The sequence below is a fragment of the Shewanella sp. Isolate13 genome (assembly GCF_022398325.1).
Taxonomy (GTDB): domain Bacteria; phylum Pseudomonadota; class Gammaproteobacteria; order Enterobacterales; family Shewanellaceae; genus Shewanella.
Window position 1 is genome coordinate 164,546 of record NZ_JAKEVD010000004.1, and the last position, 19,625, is coordinate 184,170.

Annotated in this window: 19 protein-coding genes; 12 read left to right on the plus strand and 7 right to left on the minus strand. The window is 48.0% G+C overall.

Going from position 1 to position 19,625, the window contains the following annotated elements; translation table 11 throughout:
• The first annotated feature begins 125 nt into the window (after positions 1–125).
• Entirely contained in the window at positions 126–1,748 is a 1,623-nt protein-coding gene (locus tag L1D44_RS04270; RefSeq protein WP_239888958.1) for a metal transporter, read from the plus strand.
• Between the two features lie 86 nt (positions 1,749–1,834).
• The gene (locus L1D44_RS04275; RefSeq protein ID WP_239888959.1) at positions 1,835–2,605 is read left to right on the plus strand and encodes an NRDE family protein; all 771 of its coding nucleotides are present in this window, start codon (positions 1,835–1,837) and stop codon (positions 2,603–2,605) included.
• Positions 2,606–2,722: 117 nt separating this feature from the next.
• Here the strand turns inward: L1D44_RS04275 and L1D44_RS04280 are convergent, their stop codons facing one another.
• Positions 2,723–3,145: a nuclear transport factor 2 family protein gene (locus tag L1D44_RS04280; protein ID WP_220768915.1), complete on the minus strand. Its 423-nt coding sequence runs from the start codon at positions 3,143–3,145 to the stop codon at positions 2,723–2,725.
• Positions 3,146–3,286: 141 nt separating this feature from the next.
• On the opposite strand from L1D44_RS04280, the gene L1D44_RS04285 reads away from it, so the two are divergent.
• The gene (locus L1D44_RS04285; protein ID WP_239888960.1) at positions 3,287–3,838 is read left to right on the plus strand and encodes a lysophospholipid acyltransferase family protein; all 552 of its coding nucleotides are present in this window, start codon (positions 3,287–3,289) and stop codon (positions 3,836–3,838) included.
• Between the two features lie 64 nt (positions 3,839–3,902).
• Positions 3,903–4,529 carry a LysE family transporter gene (locus L1D44_RS04290; RefSeq protein ID WP_239888961.1) on the plus strand — a complete coding sequence of 209 codons (627 nt, stop codon included), beginning with the start codon at positions 3,903–3,905 and terminating at the stop codon, positions 4,527–4,529.
• A 57-nt stretch (positions 4,530–4,586) separates the two neighbouring features.
• Here L1D44_RS04290 and L1D44_RS04295 read toward each other — a convergent pair whose 3' ends face one another.
• On the minus strand, positions 4,587–5,840 hold the full coding sequence (locus tag L1D44_RS04295) for a mechanosensitive ion channel family protein (protein ID WP_220768912.1): 1,254 nt from the start codon (positions 5,838–5,840) through the stop codon (positions 4,587–4,589).
• Positions 5,841–6,030: 190 nt separating this feature from the next.
• Here L1D44_RS04295 and L1D44_RS04300 point away from each other — a divergent pair, with 190 nt between their 5' ends.
• From L1D44_RS04300 to L1D44_RS04330, 7 genes are all read left to right on the plus strand, one after another.
• Complete coding sequence (locus L1D44_RS04300; RefSeq protein ID WP_239888962.1) at positions 6,031–6,570, plus strand: porin family protein; 540 nt, start codon at positions 6,031–6,033, stop codon at positions 6,568–6,570.
• A 32-nt stretch (positions 6,571–6,602) separates the two neighbouring features.
• Positions 6,603–6,950, plus strand: coding sequence for a hypothetical protein (locus L1D44_RS04305; RefSeq protein WP_239888963.1), 348 nt, complete (start codon positions 6,603–6,605; stop codon positions 6,948–6,950).
• A gap of 134 nt (positions 6,951–7,084) precedes the next feature.
• Positions 7,085–7,717: a DUF3157 family protein gene (locus L1D44_RS04310; protein ID WP_239888964.1), complete on the plus strand. Its 633-nt coding sequence runs from the start codon at positions 7,085–7,087 to the stop codon at positions 7,715–7,717.
• Between the two features lie 236 nt (positions 7,718–7,953).
• Positions 7,954–8,694: a sulfite exporter TauE/SafE family protein gene (locus L1D44_RS04315; protein WP_239888965.1), complete on the plus strand. Its 741-nt coding sequence runs from the start codon at positions 7,954–7,956 to the stop codon at positions 8,692–8,694.
• Between the two features lie 100 nt (positions 8,695–8,794).
• Positions 8,795–9,814 carry a D-cysteine desulfhydrase family protein gene (locus tag L1D44_RS04320; RefSeq protein WP_239888966.1) on the plus strand — a complete coding sequence of 340 codons (1,020 nt, stop codon included), beginning with the start codon at positions 8,795–8,797 and terminating at the stop codon, positions 9,812–9,814.
• Between the two features lie 115 nt (positions 9,815–9,929).
• Positions 9,930–11,336 carry a Na+/H+ antiporter NhaC family protein gene (locus L1D44_RS04325; protein WP_239888967.1) on the plus strand — a complete coding sequence of 469 codons (1,407 nt, stop codon included), beginning with the start codon at positions 9,930–9,932 and terminating at the stop codon, positions 11,334–11,336.
• 72 nt (positions 11,337–11,408) lie between these two features.
• Positions 11,409–11,795, plus strand: a complete 387-nt coding sequence (locus L1D44_RS04330; RefSeq protein WP_012157354.1) for a RidA family protein — start codon at positions 11,409–11,411, stop codon at positions 11,793–11,795.
• Positions 11,796–11,873: 78 nt separating this feature from the next.
• Here the strand turns inward: L1D44_RS04330 and L1D44_RS04335 are convergent, their stop codons facing one another.
• The 5 genes from L1D44_RS04335 to hutC all read right to left on the minus strand — a co-directional run bounded on the left by L1D44_RS04335 (position 11,874) and on the right by hutC (position 17,651).
• Positions 11,874–12,800 (minus strand): LysR substrate-binding domain-containing protein, encoded by a 927-nt coding sequence (locus tag L1D44_RS04335; protein ID WP_239888968.1) that lies wholly within the window; start codon positions 12,798–12,800, stop codon positions 11,874–11,876.
• A 133-nt stretch (positions 12,801–12,933) separates the two neighbouring features.
• Complete coding sequence (locus L1D44_RS04340; protein WP_275660392.1) at positions 12,934–13,398, minus strand: PaaI family thioesterase; 465 nt, start codon at positions 13,396–13,398, stop codon at positions 12,934–12,936.
• A gap of 165 nt (positions 13,399–13,563) precedes the next feature.
• Positions 13,564–15,096, minus strand: a complete 1,533-nt coding sequence (hutH, locus tag L1D44_RS04345; RefSeq protein ID WP_239888970.1) for a histidine ammonia-lyase — start codon at positions 15,094–15,096, stop codon at positions 13,564–13,566.
• 40 nt (positions 15,097–15,136) lie between these two features.
• Positions 15,137–16,801, minus strand: coding sequence for a urocanate hydratase (hutU, locus tag L1D44_RS04350; RefSeq protein WP_239888971.1), 1,665 nt, complete (start codon positions 16,799–16,801; stop codon positions 15,137–15,139).
• Between the two features lie 145 nt (positions 16,802–16,946).
• A complete protein-coding gene (gene hutC / locus L1D44_RS04355; protein ID WP_239888972.1) occupies positions 16,947–17,651 on the minus strand; it encodes a histidine utilization repressor in 705 nt (234 codons plus the stop codon).
• A gap of 162 nt (positions 17,652–17,813) precedes the next feature.
• Here hutC and hutI point away from each other — a divergent pair, with 162 nt between their 5' ends.
• On the plus strand, positions 17,814–19,058 hold the full coding sequence (gene hutI, locus L1D44_RS04360; protein WP_239888973.1) for an imidazolonepropionase: 1,245 nt from the start codon (positions 17,814–17,816) through the stop codon (positions 19,056–19,058).
• Positions 19,059–19,625: the final 567 nt, after the last annotated feature.

Below are 19,625 nucleotides of genomic sequence, written 5' to 3' on the forward strand. Positions count from 1 at the left end.
ACAAAAAGTATGTATTTAGCGGCAACTGCGTATCAATGTAAATTCAACACAGTACTCTGCTAATTACCCACAAGACTGGTATACTATGGCGCTTTTTTCGCTCTCGTGGTTTAAATTGGAAATCCATGCTGTATCTATTAGCTAGCTGCATCGCACTATTATTAGGCCCACTGTTTTATCGATTCTTTTCGACAGGCAACGGGTTACAAAAAGGCCTAGACGGATTTATATTCGTGTCTCTGGGCGGCCTAGTGTTGGTTCATATTCTTCCAGAGCTATTAGAACATGGCGGATTTCTCGCAATTGTATTTGTGATTATCGGGATCTGGGGGCCGACACTGAGTGAGCGGTTATTCCACCGTTACTCCGAAGTCACTCACAACCTCACCTTAATCTTAGGTATTGGCGGATTGCTACTGCACACCATCACAGATGGTGGAGCGATGATATTAGCCCAACAAGACGGCAACTCGCCTCTACTCGCACTGGGGATAATCCTGCATCGACTGCCTGTCGGTGTAGCCATCTGGTGGTTACTCAAGCCACAAGTCGGCAGTCGTTGGGCTATGGCAGTTCTGGCAGCCATGATGCTATTAACCTCCGTGGGTTACTTTGCCGGAGAGCAGCTGCTGTCTCATTTAAGCCTTGAAAATACCGTTTACTTACAAGCATTTGTTACCGGCTCCATTCTACATGTGGTGTTACATCAACCCCATGGCACGCCAGTAACCGACAAACAAGGCAAGTATGAGTACCAAGCTGGGATCGGCAGCTTACTCGGTATCGCCCTGCTATTTTTACTGCTGATGATGGACTCTGGTGGCCACGACCATCACCACAGCCATAGCCACTCAACCGAGCACCTACTCGACTGGATGCTGACTATCGCGCCCGTATTACTGCTAAGCTATGCCGTGGCGAGTCTGCGCTTCCACTATGGACTCACGCCCCACAACGACCAACTGGGTAAACTTTGGTTACAGCGATTACTTGGGCCAGAGGCAATCATTATTACCGGCTTACTACTTGGTCCCATGTTCGCCCTGATCCAAGCGGTCTCTGTCGCGATTATTGGTTGGCAGCTCACTCGCTGCAATGTCGAGCCTACCGACCCCCATGATGAGCTGCCCAAATCCGCTTGGCGTTTTGGCTTCGCTCACCTCGTTGACCGCAGTGCACCATGGATCTTGCTAAGTTTAGTGTTAGCCAATCTGATTGGTCACCCAGCAGTGCCACTTTCAAGCCCACTGGTACAAGTCATCGTGCTGTTGTTAGTATTCCTGCCGATGCGCTTTTGTAATCTCGGCGCAGCGGTATTGTCCTTATCTTTAGCTTACAGTGGCTGGACAACCACGGCAGTGATCTTACCGTTAATCGCCGCACCAATATTTAACTTGGCCCAGCTAAAAATGATGAATTGGAGCCAAAGAACTAGCCTGTTTGCCCTGCTAATTGCATTACTTGGAGCAATTGAGTTACTGCATCCTAAGTGGCAAGCCATGGTTCATTTACCCGCCACACTCAACAGCTTCTGCTTGGTAATTGTGGCTATGTTGTTCGCCACCAGCTTGCTTCGCCTTGGGCCACGTAAGTTCTTAAGCCGACTCATGCTGCTTAAGCCCAAAGCTCATAATCATGACCACGGACACTCCCATGGTGACGAGCATAGCCATGAGCCAGTACACAGTCATGGACATAGTCATGAAAAGAGCCATAAGCATGGGCATGACCATAAGCACCACCATTAACGCCTGCTTCGTCTAATCGACTCTGGCTAGCTTTTCTAAGTCATGGGCATTAACCTGTATCCATGACTTAGAATTGAGCTATGTTTATGTGCATCCTTTTTGTTGCGTTGCAGACTCACCCACAATTCCCATTAATCATCTGCGCCAATCGCGATGAGTTTCATCATCGCCCCACTGAGGCCGCTCATTTCTGGCCAACCTCAAATAAGTCCAACGCGTTATTAGCCGGGAAAGACCTAGAAGCAGGGGGAACTTGGCTAGGTGTGAATCAACTAGGCAAGATAGCAGGCTTGACCAATATCCGCGCGCCAGAGCTCAACCAAAATGATATGAGAAGCCGCGGAGAGCTAGTATTAAAAGCCTTAGAAGACGATGCAATCGATCATGATTGGTTACAGCTCCATAGCCGTTTCTACAACCCATTTAATTTACTCTTTGGCGATGAAGAACAGCTTCAGTGTTTCAATAGCCGTAGTCAGACACTCACCCGACTCAGCCCTGGGTTTCACTCCATCAGCAATGGTGCACTCGATGATATTTGGCCCAAGATGGCCCGTGGTACGTTAGCGATCGAGCAGCATATTACCGACAATACGAGTCCCGATATCGATGCCCTGCTCGGCATCATGACAGATAACACCCAAGCACCAGATGAGGAGTTGCCCCAGACAGGGGTGAGTTTAGAGTGGGAGCGGCACCTGTCTTCGATCTACATTCAGCATGAAGAATATGGCACTCGCTCAACCAGCATCATCCTTAAAGACAAACAGGGCAAGATACACTTCACCGAGGTGAGATATGACGGTAAGGGGCGCAACTTAGGTCGCGATGAGTTTACGATTGCAGCGAGTGAGTAAACAGACTCACACTACGCCCATATTAATCTTATTTTTGGGCGTGCTTGAGCAGATAAAGTGAACCTGCAACCAACACTACTGCGGGGATAAGAAAAACCATAACTTTCTCCTTAACGACTAATCAGAGGTGTGGTCGTGGGTGATCACCCAACGATCATCGATTTTCTCGACCAATAACGTAAACACACCATTCGGGTTATCTTTGGTGCGTTCCAGTGACCAACGACCGACAACAACTGCGGCATAGTTACTGAGCATCTTGATCTCTTTAATGGTGAAAGTCAGCGTGCCTAGGGTCGCTTTATCGGGATAATGCTTCTTATAAGCGGCTAGGGTCTTCTCCCAACCGTAGCGAAATTTACCATTGGAGACGAAACGCATCTTGTCGTCATTCCAATAGCCCTGCATATAAGCATCTAAGTCGCCGCGATTCCATGCAGCTTGCTGTTCAGCCAAAATATTAGCAATATCATCGGTTGGTACAGCATTTACGTTAAATGCCATGCACAACAATAAGACACTGATTCCTTTTTTAAACATTGCCACTCTCCGATCGGGCTTTATTAGGTGTACTATAACTCAATTATCTCACTGACGTCTTGTCACCAATCCTAGCAAATGATTGGCTAAAGCCGCAGAAAACATCAATACTCATAAAAAAGGCCGGAAGGTTTTCGTTATATGTTTCAACTATTTTGGAAAGGGCTGCTAAAACTCATCGGCTGGAAAATATCCGGCGAGCTGCCAAAAGATAAACAATTTATTGCCATTGTTGCGCCACATACCAGTAACTGGGATTTCATCATAGGGGTTATCGCCCGTGGCGCACTTGGTGCAAAAGTGAACTTTTTAGGTAAACATCAACTGTTTATTCCCCCTTGGGGCTGGTTTTTCAAAGCCATTGGCGGAACCCCTGTCGATAGACGCAAGAGTAATAATCTGGTCGATGCCGTGGCCGAGCTATTTAAAGCCGACCCGAATTTCTGCCTAGCCTTGGCACCGGAGGGAACCCGTAGTCCGGTATCTCGCTGGAAAACAGGCTTTTATCATATTGCCAATAAAGCTCAGGTACCGATCATTACCGTGGGGCTCGATTTCGGAAAAAAAACCATAGTGATCGCCGAAGGAAAACTCCCCACTGGTGACATTCGGCAAGAGATGAATGAGATAGTTGATTTTTATCGCTCAATTCAAGGCCGTCATCCAAAAGCGATTCCTGACTATAACCCTTAGCTTATTGCCTAAATAATGTCTGGCGGCTATAGTGCAGCCAGACATTCAAAATTGTATAAAATCTATGAGCTTCGATACCTGGTTACTCTACCTATTCGCCATCTTGTTGATTGCGGTCTCTCCCGGCACCATGGCCGTATTGTCTATGGGTCACGGCATTCACTACGGTAAGAGCCGTAGCGTCGCAACGGCATTTGGTAGCGTAACATCGGCACTGCTACTGATGATGGCCTCGGCAGCGGGCTTAGGCGCACTGCTAAGTGCCACTGAATATGGCTTTACGGTATTGAAGTGGTGTGGTGCAGCATACCTGCTGTTTCTAGGCATTAAGCTACTCCTCACTAAAGGCGATGGCAAAGGGCTGGATCTAAAAACCACCGAAGGTAAAGGCACGCCAAAGCAGCTATTTAAACAAGCTTTTCTCGTTGGGATCAGCAATCCCAAGGATCTGCTATTTTTTGCCGCTCTGTTTCCACAATTTATCGACATCAGTGCGCCCCAAGGGCCACAACTATTCATCTTGGCCGCAACTTGGGCGGTGGTCGACTTTAGCTTTGTGATGATCTACGCCAGCATGGCCAATGTGCTTGCCCCCACATTGAAATCCAGCAACAAGCTACATTGGTTCGATAGAACCAGTGGTGGGGTATTTGTGGCTTTGGCGGCAATATTAGTCAGCCGAGAAAACTAGTTTCCAAGTGAGTGAAAATAGCAAAGCCAGCTTTCAAGCTGGCTTTTTAGTGTATGACTAATGTTTCAAGCTGCGTACATCCGCCCCAGTTGGACCTTGGAATACTCTTAGGCCAAACTCTGGCAATATCGCAAACAGATGGTCGAAGATATCGGCTTGGATCCCTTCGTAGAACTCCCAGCGGGTATCGTTCGTAAAGATATACAGCTCAAGCGGCACTCCCAGCTCAGTAGGCGCAAGCTGACGCACCATCAAGGTCATATCTTTGCGGATCTTATCGTGCCGCTGCAGATACTCTTGAACATAGGCCCTAAAGGTACCTAAATTCGTTAGGTGGCGACTATTCACATACATCTCCGCATCTTCAACTTGAGCGTTATATGTAATGATCTCCGCCGATTTTGCAGAGAAATAGTCCTTAAGACAATTGATCTTGCTTAAACTATGCATATCTTCTTCAGTTAAAAATCGCACCGATTGAATATCGATCTGTAGTGCACGCTTAATTCTACGGCCGCCAGATTCTGACATGCCACGCCAGTTTCTAAAAGAACCTGAAGTTAAGGAATAGGCTGGTAGCATAGTCAAGGTTTGGTCAAAGTTACGCACCTTAACCGTGGTTAATGATACCTCCTCGACAGTACCATTTGCGCCATAGTTATCCATCTCGATCCAGTCTCCAGGGCTCACCATGCGGTTGGCCGCAAGTTGGATCCCGGCCACAAAGCCCAAGATAGTATCTCTAAATACCAACATAACTAAACCGGTCGCAACACCTAAACCACTAAGAAAGTAGATCGGTGATTGATCGGCTAGAACCGATATTGAGATGATGATGGCGACAAAAAACATGAACAGCTTCGCCAGCTGTACAAAGCTCTTAATCGGTAATCTACGGCTGACCAAATTGTAATCCGCGATCTCATTGGCGGCGTCTAGGGCGCTGTATATGGCGCGGATAAACAACACCACAATAGTGACATCGAGAAGTCGGTCGGTCAGGCTGCTAAGAAGCTTGTGATCTGTTAACGCTAGGGGCATCAAAATATTCAAGATCAGAATAGGCACCAATATCGCCATCTTCTCCAATACTTGATGACGCATGAAGATGTCATCCCAGTGGGCTTTGGAACGCTGGATCACTAGATTCATCGTGGTCACAACACCGCGCTTCACAAAGTAATAACCAATAAAGGCCACCACAAAACACGCAAACAGCATAATTGCACTCGAAACACCATCTGACGGCTGAGTGTCTATCCCCATATTAGTTAGCCACTGAGCAATCACAGCGCGTAATTCCTGATCCAAAGCTATTCTCCAATTCTTAAGCGCTCAAATAAGCAACCAATACGTTAAAACCACCCCAACACAAATACGTGAAGGTAGAAACATTAACGCTACAAAACGCTATTATATCAGTCATTTTAGCACTGTTGGTTGACTGTAAACCAAAGTTTTAGAACAATCTCTAGCATCTGTTAGCCATTAAATTGAGGCGATGATGACTCGATACTTGATAGCCAGCCTAATTGCGCTAAGCCCTCACAGCGTCATAGCAAATGACTTCAATCTAGAAGCCGACACTAAACCAGCCCCAGTTATGGCTATAACTGTAGACTATATACCGGCCGCAGAAGATATGTACGGTATCACCTTGGCTCCCCGTCATTATGACCGCGACTACGCCGATTGGGGCTACTATATAGGCTATGCCCAGAGTAAAAAGGAGGACGTATATGTTGAGCCGCCGGGCGAAGCCTATACTCGTAATACCCTCTGGCGCTTTGGCCTAAGCTATACTCTAACAGCAGACCTAAGCCTCTACGGCGGTGCAACTGCCTACACCACAGAATATTCTTCGACCACCAATATCGTCCCCTATGTTGTTGGCGCAGAACCCGTTTGGGAAACTGAAAAAGATACCAGCTGGGGAGCCGAAGTGGGCCTACGTTACGTTATAGGCAAACACCTTATGCTAGGCGCAGGCTATAACTCAGCCACCGAGTCTGCAGTATTGAGTATTGGTTACTCCATGTAATCCGCTATTTGATAAGAAGTTGCAATCCCGCTATGCGCCTTATGGGAGGCGCAAGCTATCACTCACTATTACCAGCGACCGAGTCTGCTCTATTTTGTAGCCAGTATTGGTTACTCCATGTAATCCGCTATTTGATAAGAAGTTGCAGTCCCGCTATGCGCCTTATGGGAGGCGCAAGCTATCACTCACTATTACCAGCGACCGAGTCTGCTCTATTTTGTAGCCAGTATTGGTTACCCCATGTAATCCGCTATTTGATAAGAAGTTGCAGTCAGCCTAACTTACCGCTATGCGCCTTATGGGAGGCGCAAGCTATCACTCACTATTGCCAGCGACCGAGTCTGCTCTATTTCCTAGCCAGTATCGGCTGCTCCATCTAATCTGCTTACTCCATGAAGCTTTTCTATAAGGCATTGAATTAGCGCACCGAAAGATCACATATTTATCAGCATGAGTATGAATCGAGTAATTCTTTGTCTATGCTAGGGCAATCAACTTAAATAGGTTAATTGCCATGTATAAAGCTCTGCGAACCTACGCCACTATCGCGTTACTGATGTTTTCTATCCCTGCTCTCGCCGAAGAGGTGGCGCGGGTGACCCTAGAAAATGGTGCAACCGTTAAACTAAACGATGACTTCACCTGGGAGTATGTGATCCTTGAGAGTCAAACCAAGCCCGACACAGCAGTGCCTGCGACCCTACCGGCAACGGTCGGCACAGTTGCAGCAGCTGACAGCACTGCAGCAACCACAGCAGAGCAAGCAACAACAGAAACACTGACCTCTAATGCTATCGCTCAATCGGCACTACTCAAGTCGACGGCTAAAGGCGGAGTGAAAGTCAGCTTGCTTAACAGTCAGTGGGACGACGATGGCCGCCTAGGACTGACTTTCGAGCTTAACAGCACCAGCCCAGAGCATTATGTGATGATAGAGCTAGAGATCAGCCTATTTGCCGACTCAGGTACGCTGATCAGCAAAGAGAAGGTGAAAGTCTGGCAGGCGATATTCAGAATGCCTGACACCTATCTGCGTAAAGGCCAAACCCGTGATAGCCGCATATTCTGGATTGAAGGCATCGACAAGGCTCAGTGGACAAAACAGTTAATGAGCCTAAAAATGGGTGAGATGGACTCACGCATGTAACCTCTCAAAATAAAACTAAGCCGTAAGGGTTCTACCCTTGCGGCTTTTTTCATTTAAGTATCTTGTAAAAGCGCAAAATATATCGATCTAACTCGCCTTTTTTCAGTAAATCTAACCTCACCTAGTTCCCAGCATAACATTTAGTTATAGCTGATAAATATTTAATCAATTGACCCAAACAGGGGGGCTAAACATATAATCCATCCATAGATTAAATATATTACTTTGGTTAACTCATGGAACTATCATTATTATTAATGACAGTGTTTTTCGCGGCAACTTTACAGGCTGCAACTGGTTTTGGATTTGGTTTAATTGGCGTCAGCTTCTTACTTATTTTATTGCAATCTAATTCAGCCGTTCAAATTGTCATTATATTAACCTTAGCCATGTCGCTTGTTCACTGGGTTAAAATTCGCAAGATAGCACCAATGGATCTCGTTAAAAAAATAATGCTAGGGTGTGTACTCGGTTATCCTATCGGCATTATTATTTTTAGCAATTTCGATCTTACCGCGCTTAAAGTTTCTGTCGCACTACTTATTCTAGCGATTACCGTCCAAACCATCTTAGAGATGATTAAATCCCATAAAGGACATGAAACAACTCCAGCTAGCATGGGCAAAGGCTCCTGCTTCGGAGTAGGTACCATGTCTGGTGTCATGGCTAGCGCAATGGCAATGCCTGGGCCAGTGGTCGTAGCATACCTAACACGTAGCGTACTGTCGAAAGACCAAATCCGAGCCACGGTAATCACTTGCTCCACCTTATCTTACATAGTGGCTTTAGGCCTACAGGCTTCTGTTGTTGGAATTGAAACGCAAACACTTAAAACATCCATGATGCTAATTCCTGCAACCTTTATTGGCGCATTCTTTGGAGATTATATTGCTAAGTTCATTAACCCGAACTTATTTAAAAAGATCACCCTAGTCGTTTTATTTGGCAGCGGAATAAACATCTTAATAAACATATAAAGCAATAGCTTTACGTTAATAACAATTAAAAACAAACAACAAAATTAATTCTCTTACATATATTGATAAAACAATAAAATTAATATCAAAGGAATCGAACATGCTTACTGATAAATATCCAAAAGCTAAATTGGCTCACACACCAACTCCTTTCGAATTTATGGCTAATATGACTAAAAAATTCGATGGCCCTAAATTATGGATTAAACGTGACGATGCGACAGGTTTAGCCATGGGTGGCAACAAGGCTCGTCAATTAGAGTTTTATGTGGGTAAGGCACAGGCTGATGGTTGTAACGCGCTACTGACTACGGGTGCGGTTCAATCTAACCACGTACGTATGACAGTTGCAGCAGCACGTAAGATGGGCTGGCATGTTGAAGTACAGCTAGAGCACCGCGTTGATGGCAGACTGCCTGAATATGAAAACAGCGGCAACCCATTCCTAGACAAACTTATGGGCGCAAAACTTCACACTTACCCAGTGGGTGAAGACGAAAACGGTGCCGATCAGGTGATGTACGACAGAGCCGACGAGCTAGCGGCTGAAGGCTATAAGCCGTTCGTTATTCCATTAGGTGCTGTCGGTAAGACACCATGGGGCGCTCTCGGTTATGTTGACTGTGTTGAAGAGTTATTGCTTCAAGCACAAGCGACTGGCATGAAGATCGATGCCATCGTACTACCAACAGGTTCGGCTAACACTCACGCTGGTGTTTTAGCGGGCTTAATCGCCCTAAATAGCGATATCCCTGTATACGGTTTCTGTGTTCGCCGCGACAAAGTGGCGCAGTTTGAACGTGTATTAGTGAAGACTCGCAAAGTACTGCAACTACTTGGTGTAGATGAGAATAAGGTTACTCACGACCTTGTTAAGTGTGAAGATTGGGTGCTAGGCCCAGGATATGGCCAATTGACGACTGAAGTTCATGAAGCAATCGAGATTTTAGGTCATGAAGAAGGGATATTATTAGACCCTACCTACACAGCGAAGAGCATGGCCGGCATGATCGGCATGATCCGCGACGGTCAATTCACTAAAGAGCAGAACGTCGTATTTTTACATACAGGTGGTACACCAGCCCTATTCGGATACCCAGAACTGATTGCCAATAAGTAAAAACTAAATAATAAAACATGCCTGAGGGCCCCTCAGGCATTTTGGCCAAACTTTTTATTCCTCGTCCCATCAGGCTAATCCTGTAGCGATGACGAAGGGATAGGTAGAATCAATTATGTCTCAGTCAACTAAGCTTGAGTTTCATATTGGAAAAATCGGTGGAATGGTTCCACTGTTGACCATGGTCGGTCTAATGCTACTGCTTACCTTTAACGGCGTTGGTGGCCCTAAAGCCGCTTGGGCTCCTGGGTTTATCGCCATCATTTTGGGTATGTTCCTGGTTAAGAGTAAACGTGATTATTTTCAATCGATTTTAGACGGTATTGCAGATAAAACCGGTGTTGTGGTGATCACAGCCTGGATCTTCGCAGCAGTACTTGGTTCCTTGATGAAGGCTGGCGGCTTAGTCGACGGCATCCTATGGTTTGGTATGTCTACCGGTATTCAAGGCAGCATGTTCCTTATCATAGTCTTCATGTCTACCGCGATTTTTGCCATGGGCACAGGCTCTTCAAACGGCGCTAACTTAGCCCTAGCACCAATTTTGTTCCCTGCTGGTGTTTACCTAGGCGCAGACCCAGCTTTTGTTGCACTTGCACTGCTATCTGGCGCAGTATTTGGCGATAACGTCGCACCAATTTCAGATACAACCATCGTAGGCTGTACCACACAGGGAGCCGACTTCGGTGCCACGGTTCGCCAACGTATGCCACTGTCACTCACTGCCGGCGCTATGGCACTGGTTGCCTTAGTATTCTTCGGTCAGGGTGATGGTCTAGTCGAAGCTGCTACTCAAAATGGAGAGAGCGCTCGTCCAGAAAGCTTATTGATGTTGCTATCTGTCGCGGCAGTGGTTTTCTTCGCACTTAAGGGCCGTCACCTGTTAGAAGCCCTAAGCTATGGCATCTTGGTTGCTGCCGTTGTTGGTCTGGGCATTGGCGCTTTCTCTATGTCTGATCTATTTACTGTGCCATCTGAGCGCGGTGTATCGAATGGCATCATCGAAGATGCAATTGCCGGTGTGACTGGCGCAGTAGTCTTCGTCATCCTGATCCTTGGGGTTATTAAGATCTTCATGAATAGCGGCATCATGGATGACATACTGTCATTCATCACCGATCGCGTTTCAAATAGCACCCGTAGCACTGAACTATTGATGTTCTACTCAACATCAGTGTCGTCACTATTAGTGAGTTCAAACGCACCATCTCAGTTACTCGTTGGCCCAACATTGGTTAAGCCGCTAGGTGAGAAGAACAATATTACCCCAGAGCGTCGTGCCAACCTGATGAGTGCCTCGGTTTGTTCAATCTTCTACATGATGCCTTGGTGTCTTGCGGTGATGGTTTGGTACTCGGCGATTGAAACCTCTGCCATCTCTTCTGGCTTAGCAGTTCCAAGTGCATCGATTAGCTTTATGGCACCTTATCCTTGGGCCTTACTGGGTGTGATGATGTTCTCTATCATCACGGGGTGGAAACGCTACGGTAATCAGCCTCAAGCGCAAGTACAGCCAGCCTAATAAACAATTTATAACAACAAACGAATAACTGTGGCGGCGCGGTCCGCCACAAGTAAAAAATAGGAAATAGAAATGACTAAAGCACTTAACACTGAATCAGCACCTGCAGCTATCGGCCCTTATGTTCAAGGTGTTGACCTTGGCAGCATGATCTTTACCTCAGGCCAGCTACCAATCGACCCTGCGACTGGCGAGATGTCTGCCGATGTTGCTGAGCAGGCACTACAGTCACTAAAGAACGTTCAGGCTATCGTAGAGTCTGCAGGTCTGACTATGGCTAACGTATTCAAGATGACTGTATTCGTAAAAGATCTAAACAGCTTCCCAATCGTTAACGAAGTTTACCAAAACTTCTTCGATAACTTAGGCGCTGCTTACCCTGCACGCTCTTGTGTTGAAGTTGCCCGTCTTCCAAAAGATGCGCTAATCGAAATTGAAGCGATTGCAGTAAGAAGCTAATCAGCACGACCTATCTCCCTAAGAAAATACCGCAGCTTGCTGCGGTATTTTTTTGGCTGTTTTCCAATTACTGTCGAGCTAGCTGTCAGGCTCTTTATTCAGTGCAGGGCTTTCAAAGTACTCAAATAAGATATCTAGGAAAGCATTTACCATCCTAGGGGTCTGTATGCCTTTAGCCTGGACCACATGATATTCCCACTCCGTCACAGGCTCAAAAGGACGGCTCACTATGCCATCGGATCCCGAATGAAGCACGAATGGATCTAAGATAGCGATGCCGACACCCTTCTTCACTAATTGAAACAGTGTGCTCTGCTCTCTCGCTTCGAGAATAATATTGCGCTTTACGCTCTGCTTAAGAAACGCGTCTTCGACCCGAGTTCGAAAAGGACTACCATAGGCCAAGGTCATAAAGCGTTCATGTTTCAAATCGATCGGTGAAAGTGAGCTTTTCTGTGCCAATGGATGCCCCTCTTGCAGCAAAACTACCGCCCTGTGCCTGCGTAGGAATCGGCAATCAAACTCCTCTTCATCCGCATCGACGTTCGTGGTTATCGCAATATCGATTCTGTGGCTACGTACCATCTCCAATAGCTGAATTCTCGATGCCGACTCTAGCTCGATAGACACATTAGGGTGCAGGCTTAAAAACGCCGCAATCACATCGGGCATAAAACTGTTAGAGCAGATAGGCATGACTCCTATCCGCAACCGCCCCTGATTGTTACGCGCTATAGCATCTGCAGAAGAGGCTAAACTGTTCATACCAATAAAGACTCGGTTAACATCCTTATAGAATAACTTTGCCTCCGGCGTTGCCTCTAACTTGTTATGTGTACGAACAAAAAGTGGAAAACCCACTCGATACTCGAGTTCGGATAGCAGTCGACTCACCGCGGGTTGAGAGATATACATGAGCTCAGCAGCCCCGGTTACCGTACCCGACAACATAAAACAGCGAAACGCTTCAATTTGGCGGATCTTAATTTTCGAATCTGCAAGCAATGACTTCACCTAATGAGATACAAGCTATAGTCAGGCGATAGTATCGAAAAGCCAATAGTACAACCGAGCATTTGCTCCCAGAATCAATAAGCTCTATCTCTAAAATAGGTAATTCTGCTATACAGATACAGGGCTATGCGAAGTTAGATAACATAGTGTCGGGCATCTTAACTGCCACCATATGCCCTTTCGCACAAAGCTGGCCCAGTGCTAACAGCTCAACACTCAGTACCACCTTTTTAGGCTTAACCTCATTAATGACGCCGCGCAGTTCAAGCTCGACTCCCATCGGCGTCGGCGCTAGATAATCGATATGCAGAGCGGCAGTGACAAAGCGTGGTAACTTAGCCTCTCCATCAGCAAAAGCCCGCCCAGCAGCCGCACTTGCACTACCGGTACCGTGACAATCGATAAGAGAGGCGATTAGGCCGCCATAAACAAAACCGGGGATCGCTGTATGAAAGGATTTTGGAGTAAAAATCGCAATGGTTTCATCATCATCCCAATAACTTTTTAATTGATGACCATGGGGGTTATTCTTGCCGCAGCCATAACAATGACTCAGCTCTTCGGAATACAAATCTTGAAATGCCCGCATTACCACACCTTGTTGATTACGCTAATCCTAGATCTACGCTAATACGGATAAAGTATCGCAACAAGATGGACATTGGACTTACGACTAAAGGCCATGTCGTTTATCGCGGCCAGTATCTAAGTCAATAAAAAGGGGCCTTAGGCCCCTTTATCACAATATAAACGATTACAGACTTGGCAAGATCTCTGCAGGCAGGTAAGCGTTGTAACTCGCCGTAAGCAGTAAGTCTGTTGCCGCTTCGATGTCTGGACCGAAGAAGCGGTCTTTGTCGTAGTAGGCCACCAGCTCACGTAGCTCGGCTTTTGCCTGTGCCACGGCCTTGCTAGGCTGCAATGGCGCGCGGAAATCTAAGCCCTGCGCCGCAGCTAATAGCTCAACCGCCAACACACCGCGAGTGTTTTCAGACATATCACGCAGACGGCGCGCCGCGAAGGTCGCCATAGACACGTGATCTTCTTGGTTAGCCGATGTTGGTAAACTATCTACCGATGCCGGATGGGCGTAGGTTTTGTTCTCAGACGCCAATGCCGCAGCGGTTACCTGAGCAATCATAAAGCCTGAGTTTACCCCGCCGTTTTCCACCAAGAATGGCGGTAGCTTAGACAGGTTTGAGTCGATAAGCAGCGCGATACGGCGCTCGGCAATCGAGCCAAGTTCTGCAATGGCAATCGCTAGGTTATCTGCCGCCATAGCAACAGGTTCTGCGTGGAAGTTACCGCCCGAGATAATGTCGCCGGTATCTTGGAACACCAATGGGTTATCGGTCACGCCGTTCGCTTCAGTTTCGAGCACCTCAGCCGCATGGCGAATTTGAGTCAAACACGCGCCCAATACCTGTGGCTGACAGCGTAGTGAATAGGGATCTTGCACCTTTTCACAGTTAACGTGGTCGAGGCTGATCTCAGACTCATCACCGAGCAAGTGACGGAACACAGCCGCCGAGTCGATCTGGCCTTTCTGGCCACGCGCCGCGTGAATGCGTGGATCAAACGGGCTTCGGCTGCCCATTGCCGCTTCCACGCTCATAGCGCCGATAACAGAGCTTGCCGCAAACAAATCTTCAGCGTTAAACAGGCCTTCGAGTGCTAGAGCGGTCGATGCTTGCGTACCGTTAAGCAGCGCTAAGCCCTCTTTTGCTGCTAGCTCAATTGGCTTAAGGCCTGCGATTTCCAAGCCTTCTGCCGCCGAGATAATTTCGCCTTGATAGCTCATCTCACCTTCGCCAAGTAGCGGCAAACACATGTGTGATAGCGGCGCTAAATCGCCCGATGCACCGACAGAACCCTTCTCTGGTACGCATGGGTAAACCCCCGCGTTAACCAAGGCGATAAGGAAGTTAATTACCTCTAAGCGAATGCCTGAGAAACCTCGGCTTAGGGAGTTGATCTTCAATACCATCATCAAACGCACAGTGGCGTCTTGCATGTATTGGCCCGTGCCTGCAGCGTGCGACAGCACGATTGAGCGTTGCAGCAGTTGTAGATCATCGGCGGCAATCTTGGTATTGGCCAACAAACCAAAACCTGTGTTGATACCGTAAACCGTGCGGCCTTCATCCAATACCTGCTGCACTAAACCTGCGCTGGTATTGATATCGGCGATAGCACTTTCGGCTAGCTCTAATGTCACCTTGCCACGGCTGATGTCGCGGATTTGCGCTAAGGTTAACGTACCCGGAGTTAATACTAAATGACTCATGTTAATGCCTCTTATTCTTATACTGCTCGATATGAGCGGCTTATAGCATTGGCAGGTCTAGACCCTGCTCTTTTGCACAGTTCTTCGCGATATCGTAACCCGCGTCAGCATGACGCATTACGCCCGTTGCCGGGTCATTCCACAGTACGCGGCCTAAGCGCGCTGCCGCGTCATCGGTGCCATCGGCAACAATCACCACACCAGAGTGTTGACTAAAGCCCATGCCGACGCCGCCACCGTGGTGTAGCGACACCCAAGTTGCGCCACTCGCCGTATTCAATAGTGCGTTCATTAGTGGCCAATCCGATACCGCATCTGAGCCATCGAGCATAGACTCGGTTTCGCGGTTAGGGCTAGCAACAGAGCCAGAGTCTAAGTGGTCACGACCGATGACCACAGGTGCTGAAAGCTGGCCATTTTTAACCATTTCGTTAAAGGCTAGCGCCAAGCGGGCACGGTCTTTCAGTCCCACCCAACAGATACGCGATGGCAAACCTTGGAAGGCGATACGCTCACGCGCCATATCCAACCAGTTATGCAGGTGCGGGTTGTCAGGAATAAGCTCTTTGACTTTAGCGTCTGTCTTATAGATATCTTCAGGATCGCCAGAAAGCGCTGCCCAGCGGAATGGACCGATACCTTCACAGAATAGTGGACGAACATAGGCTGGCACAAAACCTGGGAAGTCGAATGCGTTTTCAACGCCCTCTTCAAATGCCATCTGACGGATGTTATTACCATAATCAGTGGTTGCCGCGCCAGCAGCTTGCAGCGCGAGCATCGCCTTCACTTGTACCGCCATCGATTGCTTAGCGGCTTTCACTACTGCCGCTTCATCTTTCTTACGCATCTCGGCGGCATACTCGAGCGTCCAGCCCTGTGGCAGGTAACCGTTTAGCGGGTCGTGGGCAGAAGTTTGGTCGGTCACCACATCAGGAGTAATGCCGCGCTCGACCAGCTCGGCAAATACGTCTGCCGCGTTAGCTAACAGACCAACCGAAACAGGCTTGCCACTCTTATTGGCTTCATCGATCATCGCCAAGGCTTCATCAAGTGTCTTAGCTTTTTTGTCGACATAACGGGTACGCAGGCGGAAATCGATGCGAGTCTCGTCCACTTCACAGGTCAGTACCGAGTAACCCGCCATGGTGCCAGCTAGCGGCTGCGCGCCGCCCATACCACCTAGACCACCGGTTAAGATCCACTTACCACTTGAGTCGCCATTAAAATGCTGCTTTGCCATAGCAACAAAGGTCTCGTAAGTCCCCTGCACGATGCCTTGGGAGCCGATGTAGATCCAAGAACCCGCCGTCATCTGGCCGTACATGGCCAAACCTTTCTTATCTAACTCGTTAAAGTGTTCCCAGTTCGCCCAATGAGGTACTAGGTTTGAGTTTGCGATGATCACTCGCGGTGCATTGTTGTGGGTTTTAAATACGCCCACTGGCTTGCCCGACTGCACTAATAAGGTTTCGTCATCTTCGAGGCGTTGCAGCACTTCAACGATTTTGTCGTAACACTCCCAGTCACGGGCTGCACGGCCGATACCACCGTAAACCACCAGATCTTCAGGACGCTCAGCCACATCAGGGTGCAGGTTGTTCATCAACATACGCATCGGCGCTTCAGTCAACCAACTCTTACAACTCAGCTCACTGCCTGTCGGCGCAATAATGCGGCGGCTTGGATCGTGTCTCTTATCCATCGGTACTACCTCGTTCAATTTGTTTTTTATGTTTTCTTATCGGCTTATTGTTAAGCCTTTTATAGTTACTACTTTGCTTGTGGAGCTTTAGCCAACGGGGTTAAATTTCTATGATTTAAACCCGGTGGCTCAATGACCAAATGCCTTAACTAAAAGTCAGGTGGCCACCTAATCTAAATCGACTTCCTGGGTGCACTAAGCGCGCAAAACTCACCACGCCTTGGCGTGACCAAGTACGACGGGTGATCTGTAAACAGGGCTCGGTGGCGGCAATGTCTAATAGCGCCAACTGCGCCACATCAGCCATTTTGGCCTCGATGGTGTGCTTGGCTTCTGTCAGCGGCGCCACCATCGACAGGTATTCATGGGGTGTCTGCAGGGTGAAGTCTTGGGCTAAATAATCTGGCACTAGCTTAGGATTAACGAAGCGCTCCTCTATTTGCAGCGGCGTGCCCTGCTCACAATGCACCAATACGGACTGGTACACCGGGCTCCCCTCTTCAAGCCCCAGTGCAATCGCGATAGCGCCTGTCGCCCTCGTTGCGGTAAGCAGCACTTGTTGCACGCTATAACCATGACCACGGTCTTTTATCTCATCGGCAATATTACGGATCGCCATCATCGAAGACTGACTCTTAAGACCCGCAACAAAGGTGCCTAAGCCTTGAGAGCGCTCTAATACACCCGATTCTGTTAACTCAGTTAACGCGCGGCGCGCCGTCATACGGCTGCAATTAAACAACTCGGCTAATTGATTTTCAGAAGGCACACGACTGTCTTCAGCCCATTCGCCAGACTCAATTTGCGCTAAAATATATTGCTTAATCTCTTCAAACTTTGGCGTTGCCATTAACTATCCTGTTGCTGTTGAACTTGCAGCTCGCTATTTACATGCTTAAAAACTCGGCTACAATCCTAGCTTGTATATACAAGTAAATACAAGCTAGCTCACAAATTATTTTTAGTGTTAGTATTCGATTAACGCAAAAACAACCAAAAAGAGAACTGCATCATGTCGTGGGATCAAGTCTGGATAGATATCAACATCGCTACAATGTCGCCAAACATTTCAGAACCTTACGGAGCGATCACCGATGCGGCTCTCGCGGTTCAAGACGGCAAAATTGCCTGGATAGGCAAACGTAGCGACCTACCAGAATTTGATGTTTTCGCGACGCCGATTTACAAAGGCAAAGGCGCTTGGATCACCCCAGGTCTGATTGATGCCCACACCCATTTAGTGTTTGCCGGTAACCGTGCCAATGAATTTGAACTGCGTCTAAAGGGGGCCAGTTATGAAGAGATCGCCCGCAGCGGCGGCGGTATCATCTCAACCGTCAACGCCTGCCGCGAAGCCGATGAAGCCGAGCTGTTTGAACTCGGTCGCCAGCGCCTAAACGCGCTAGCCAAAGAGGGCGTGACTACAGTAGAGATAAAATCGGGTTACGGTCTCGATATCGAAACCGAGCTGAAGATTTTGCGGGTTGCCCGCGAGCTAGGTAAGCATCACCATGTCGATGTTAAAACCACCTTCTTAGGCGCCCATGCCATCCCACCAGAGTATAAAGACTCTCCCGGTAGTACAGAAAGGAGCGATGCTTACGTCGACTTAGTAATCAACGAGATGTTACCCAAGGTGATTACAGAGAACCTTGCCGATGCCGTGGATGTGTTTTGTGAAAACATTGCCTTCAATCTTGAACAAACCGAGCGCGTGCTTACCGCCGCAAAAGATGCCGGACTCGACATCAAGCTGCATGCCGAGCAGCTCTCTAACATGGGCGGCTCCGCCATGGCTGCAAAGCTTGGCGCCAAGTCAGTTGATCACATCGAATACCTAGATGAAGAGGGCGTAAAAGCCCTGAGCGAAAGCGGCACCTGTGCGACCTTGCTCCCCGGTGCATTTTACTTCCTGCGAGAAACCCAACATCCTCCTATCGATTTGCTACGCAAATACCGAGTCCCTATGGTGGTTGCCAGCGACTACAACCCCGGTTCATCACCACTTTGCTCAAGCCTATTGATGCTCAACATGGCCTGTACCTTACTGCGTTTAACTCCCGAAGAAGCGTTAGCAGGCATGACCCGCAATGCGGCCAAAGCCTTAGGCATCGATGAGCATGTGGGTGTATTAGAAGTCGATAAGACCGCCGATTTCTGCATGTGGAATATCAGCACTCCAGCGGAGCTGGCCTACACCTATGGTGTGGCCTCGTGTGTGGATGTGGTGAAAAACGGTCACTTAGTACACCAATAGCTGGGAATGCCTGAGCGATGAGGCATGTTCATCGTTTTGGTGTTTCTGTTTGTTTTTATTGTGTTTGGAACTTCGGAGTAGCTTCCGGCAGCCGTGGTTCCAATTGCTTTCAGCAGGTGCTGGGCTGGGTTTTGTATCTAATTACCTTAGATGTGTCTTTCTGCACCGATGCAGCCAATGACCTGCGGTCGGCGTATGTGCAGACGCTTCTTAGGCACGGTAAGTAAAGCGAAGCTTTGAGCTACGAACGAGAAGCATGGATGCTGAACTGGCCCTTAGATATGGATATCGTTGCCAGTACGTCCCTTTAAGCAAGGCAGCTTAACTGTTTCTAACGTGTATCTAATTACCTTTCATGTGTCTTTCAGCACCGAATGCAGCCAATGACCTGCGGTCAGCGCATGTGTAGACGCTTCTTAGGCACGCTGCAAGTACATCCTTGTAAGCTCTACGATGGCATCCATGCCATCAAAGGCCTAAGCCGCATCTACACTGGGTTAGAAAAGCACAAACTTTTAGCTTGCGTATTTACTATAGAAAAAGAAAGAGCAACATCGACATAAAAGC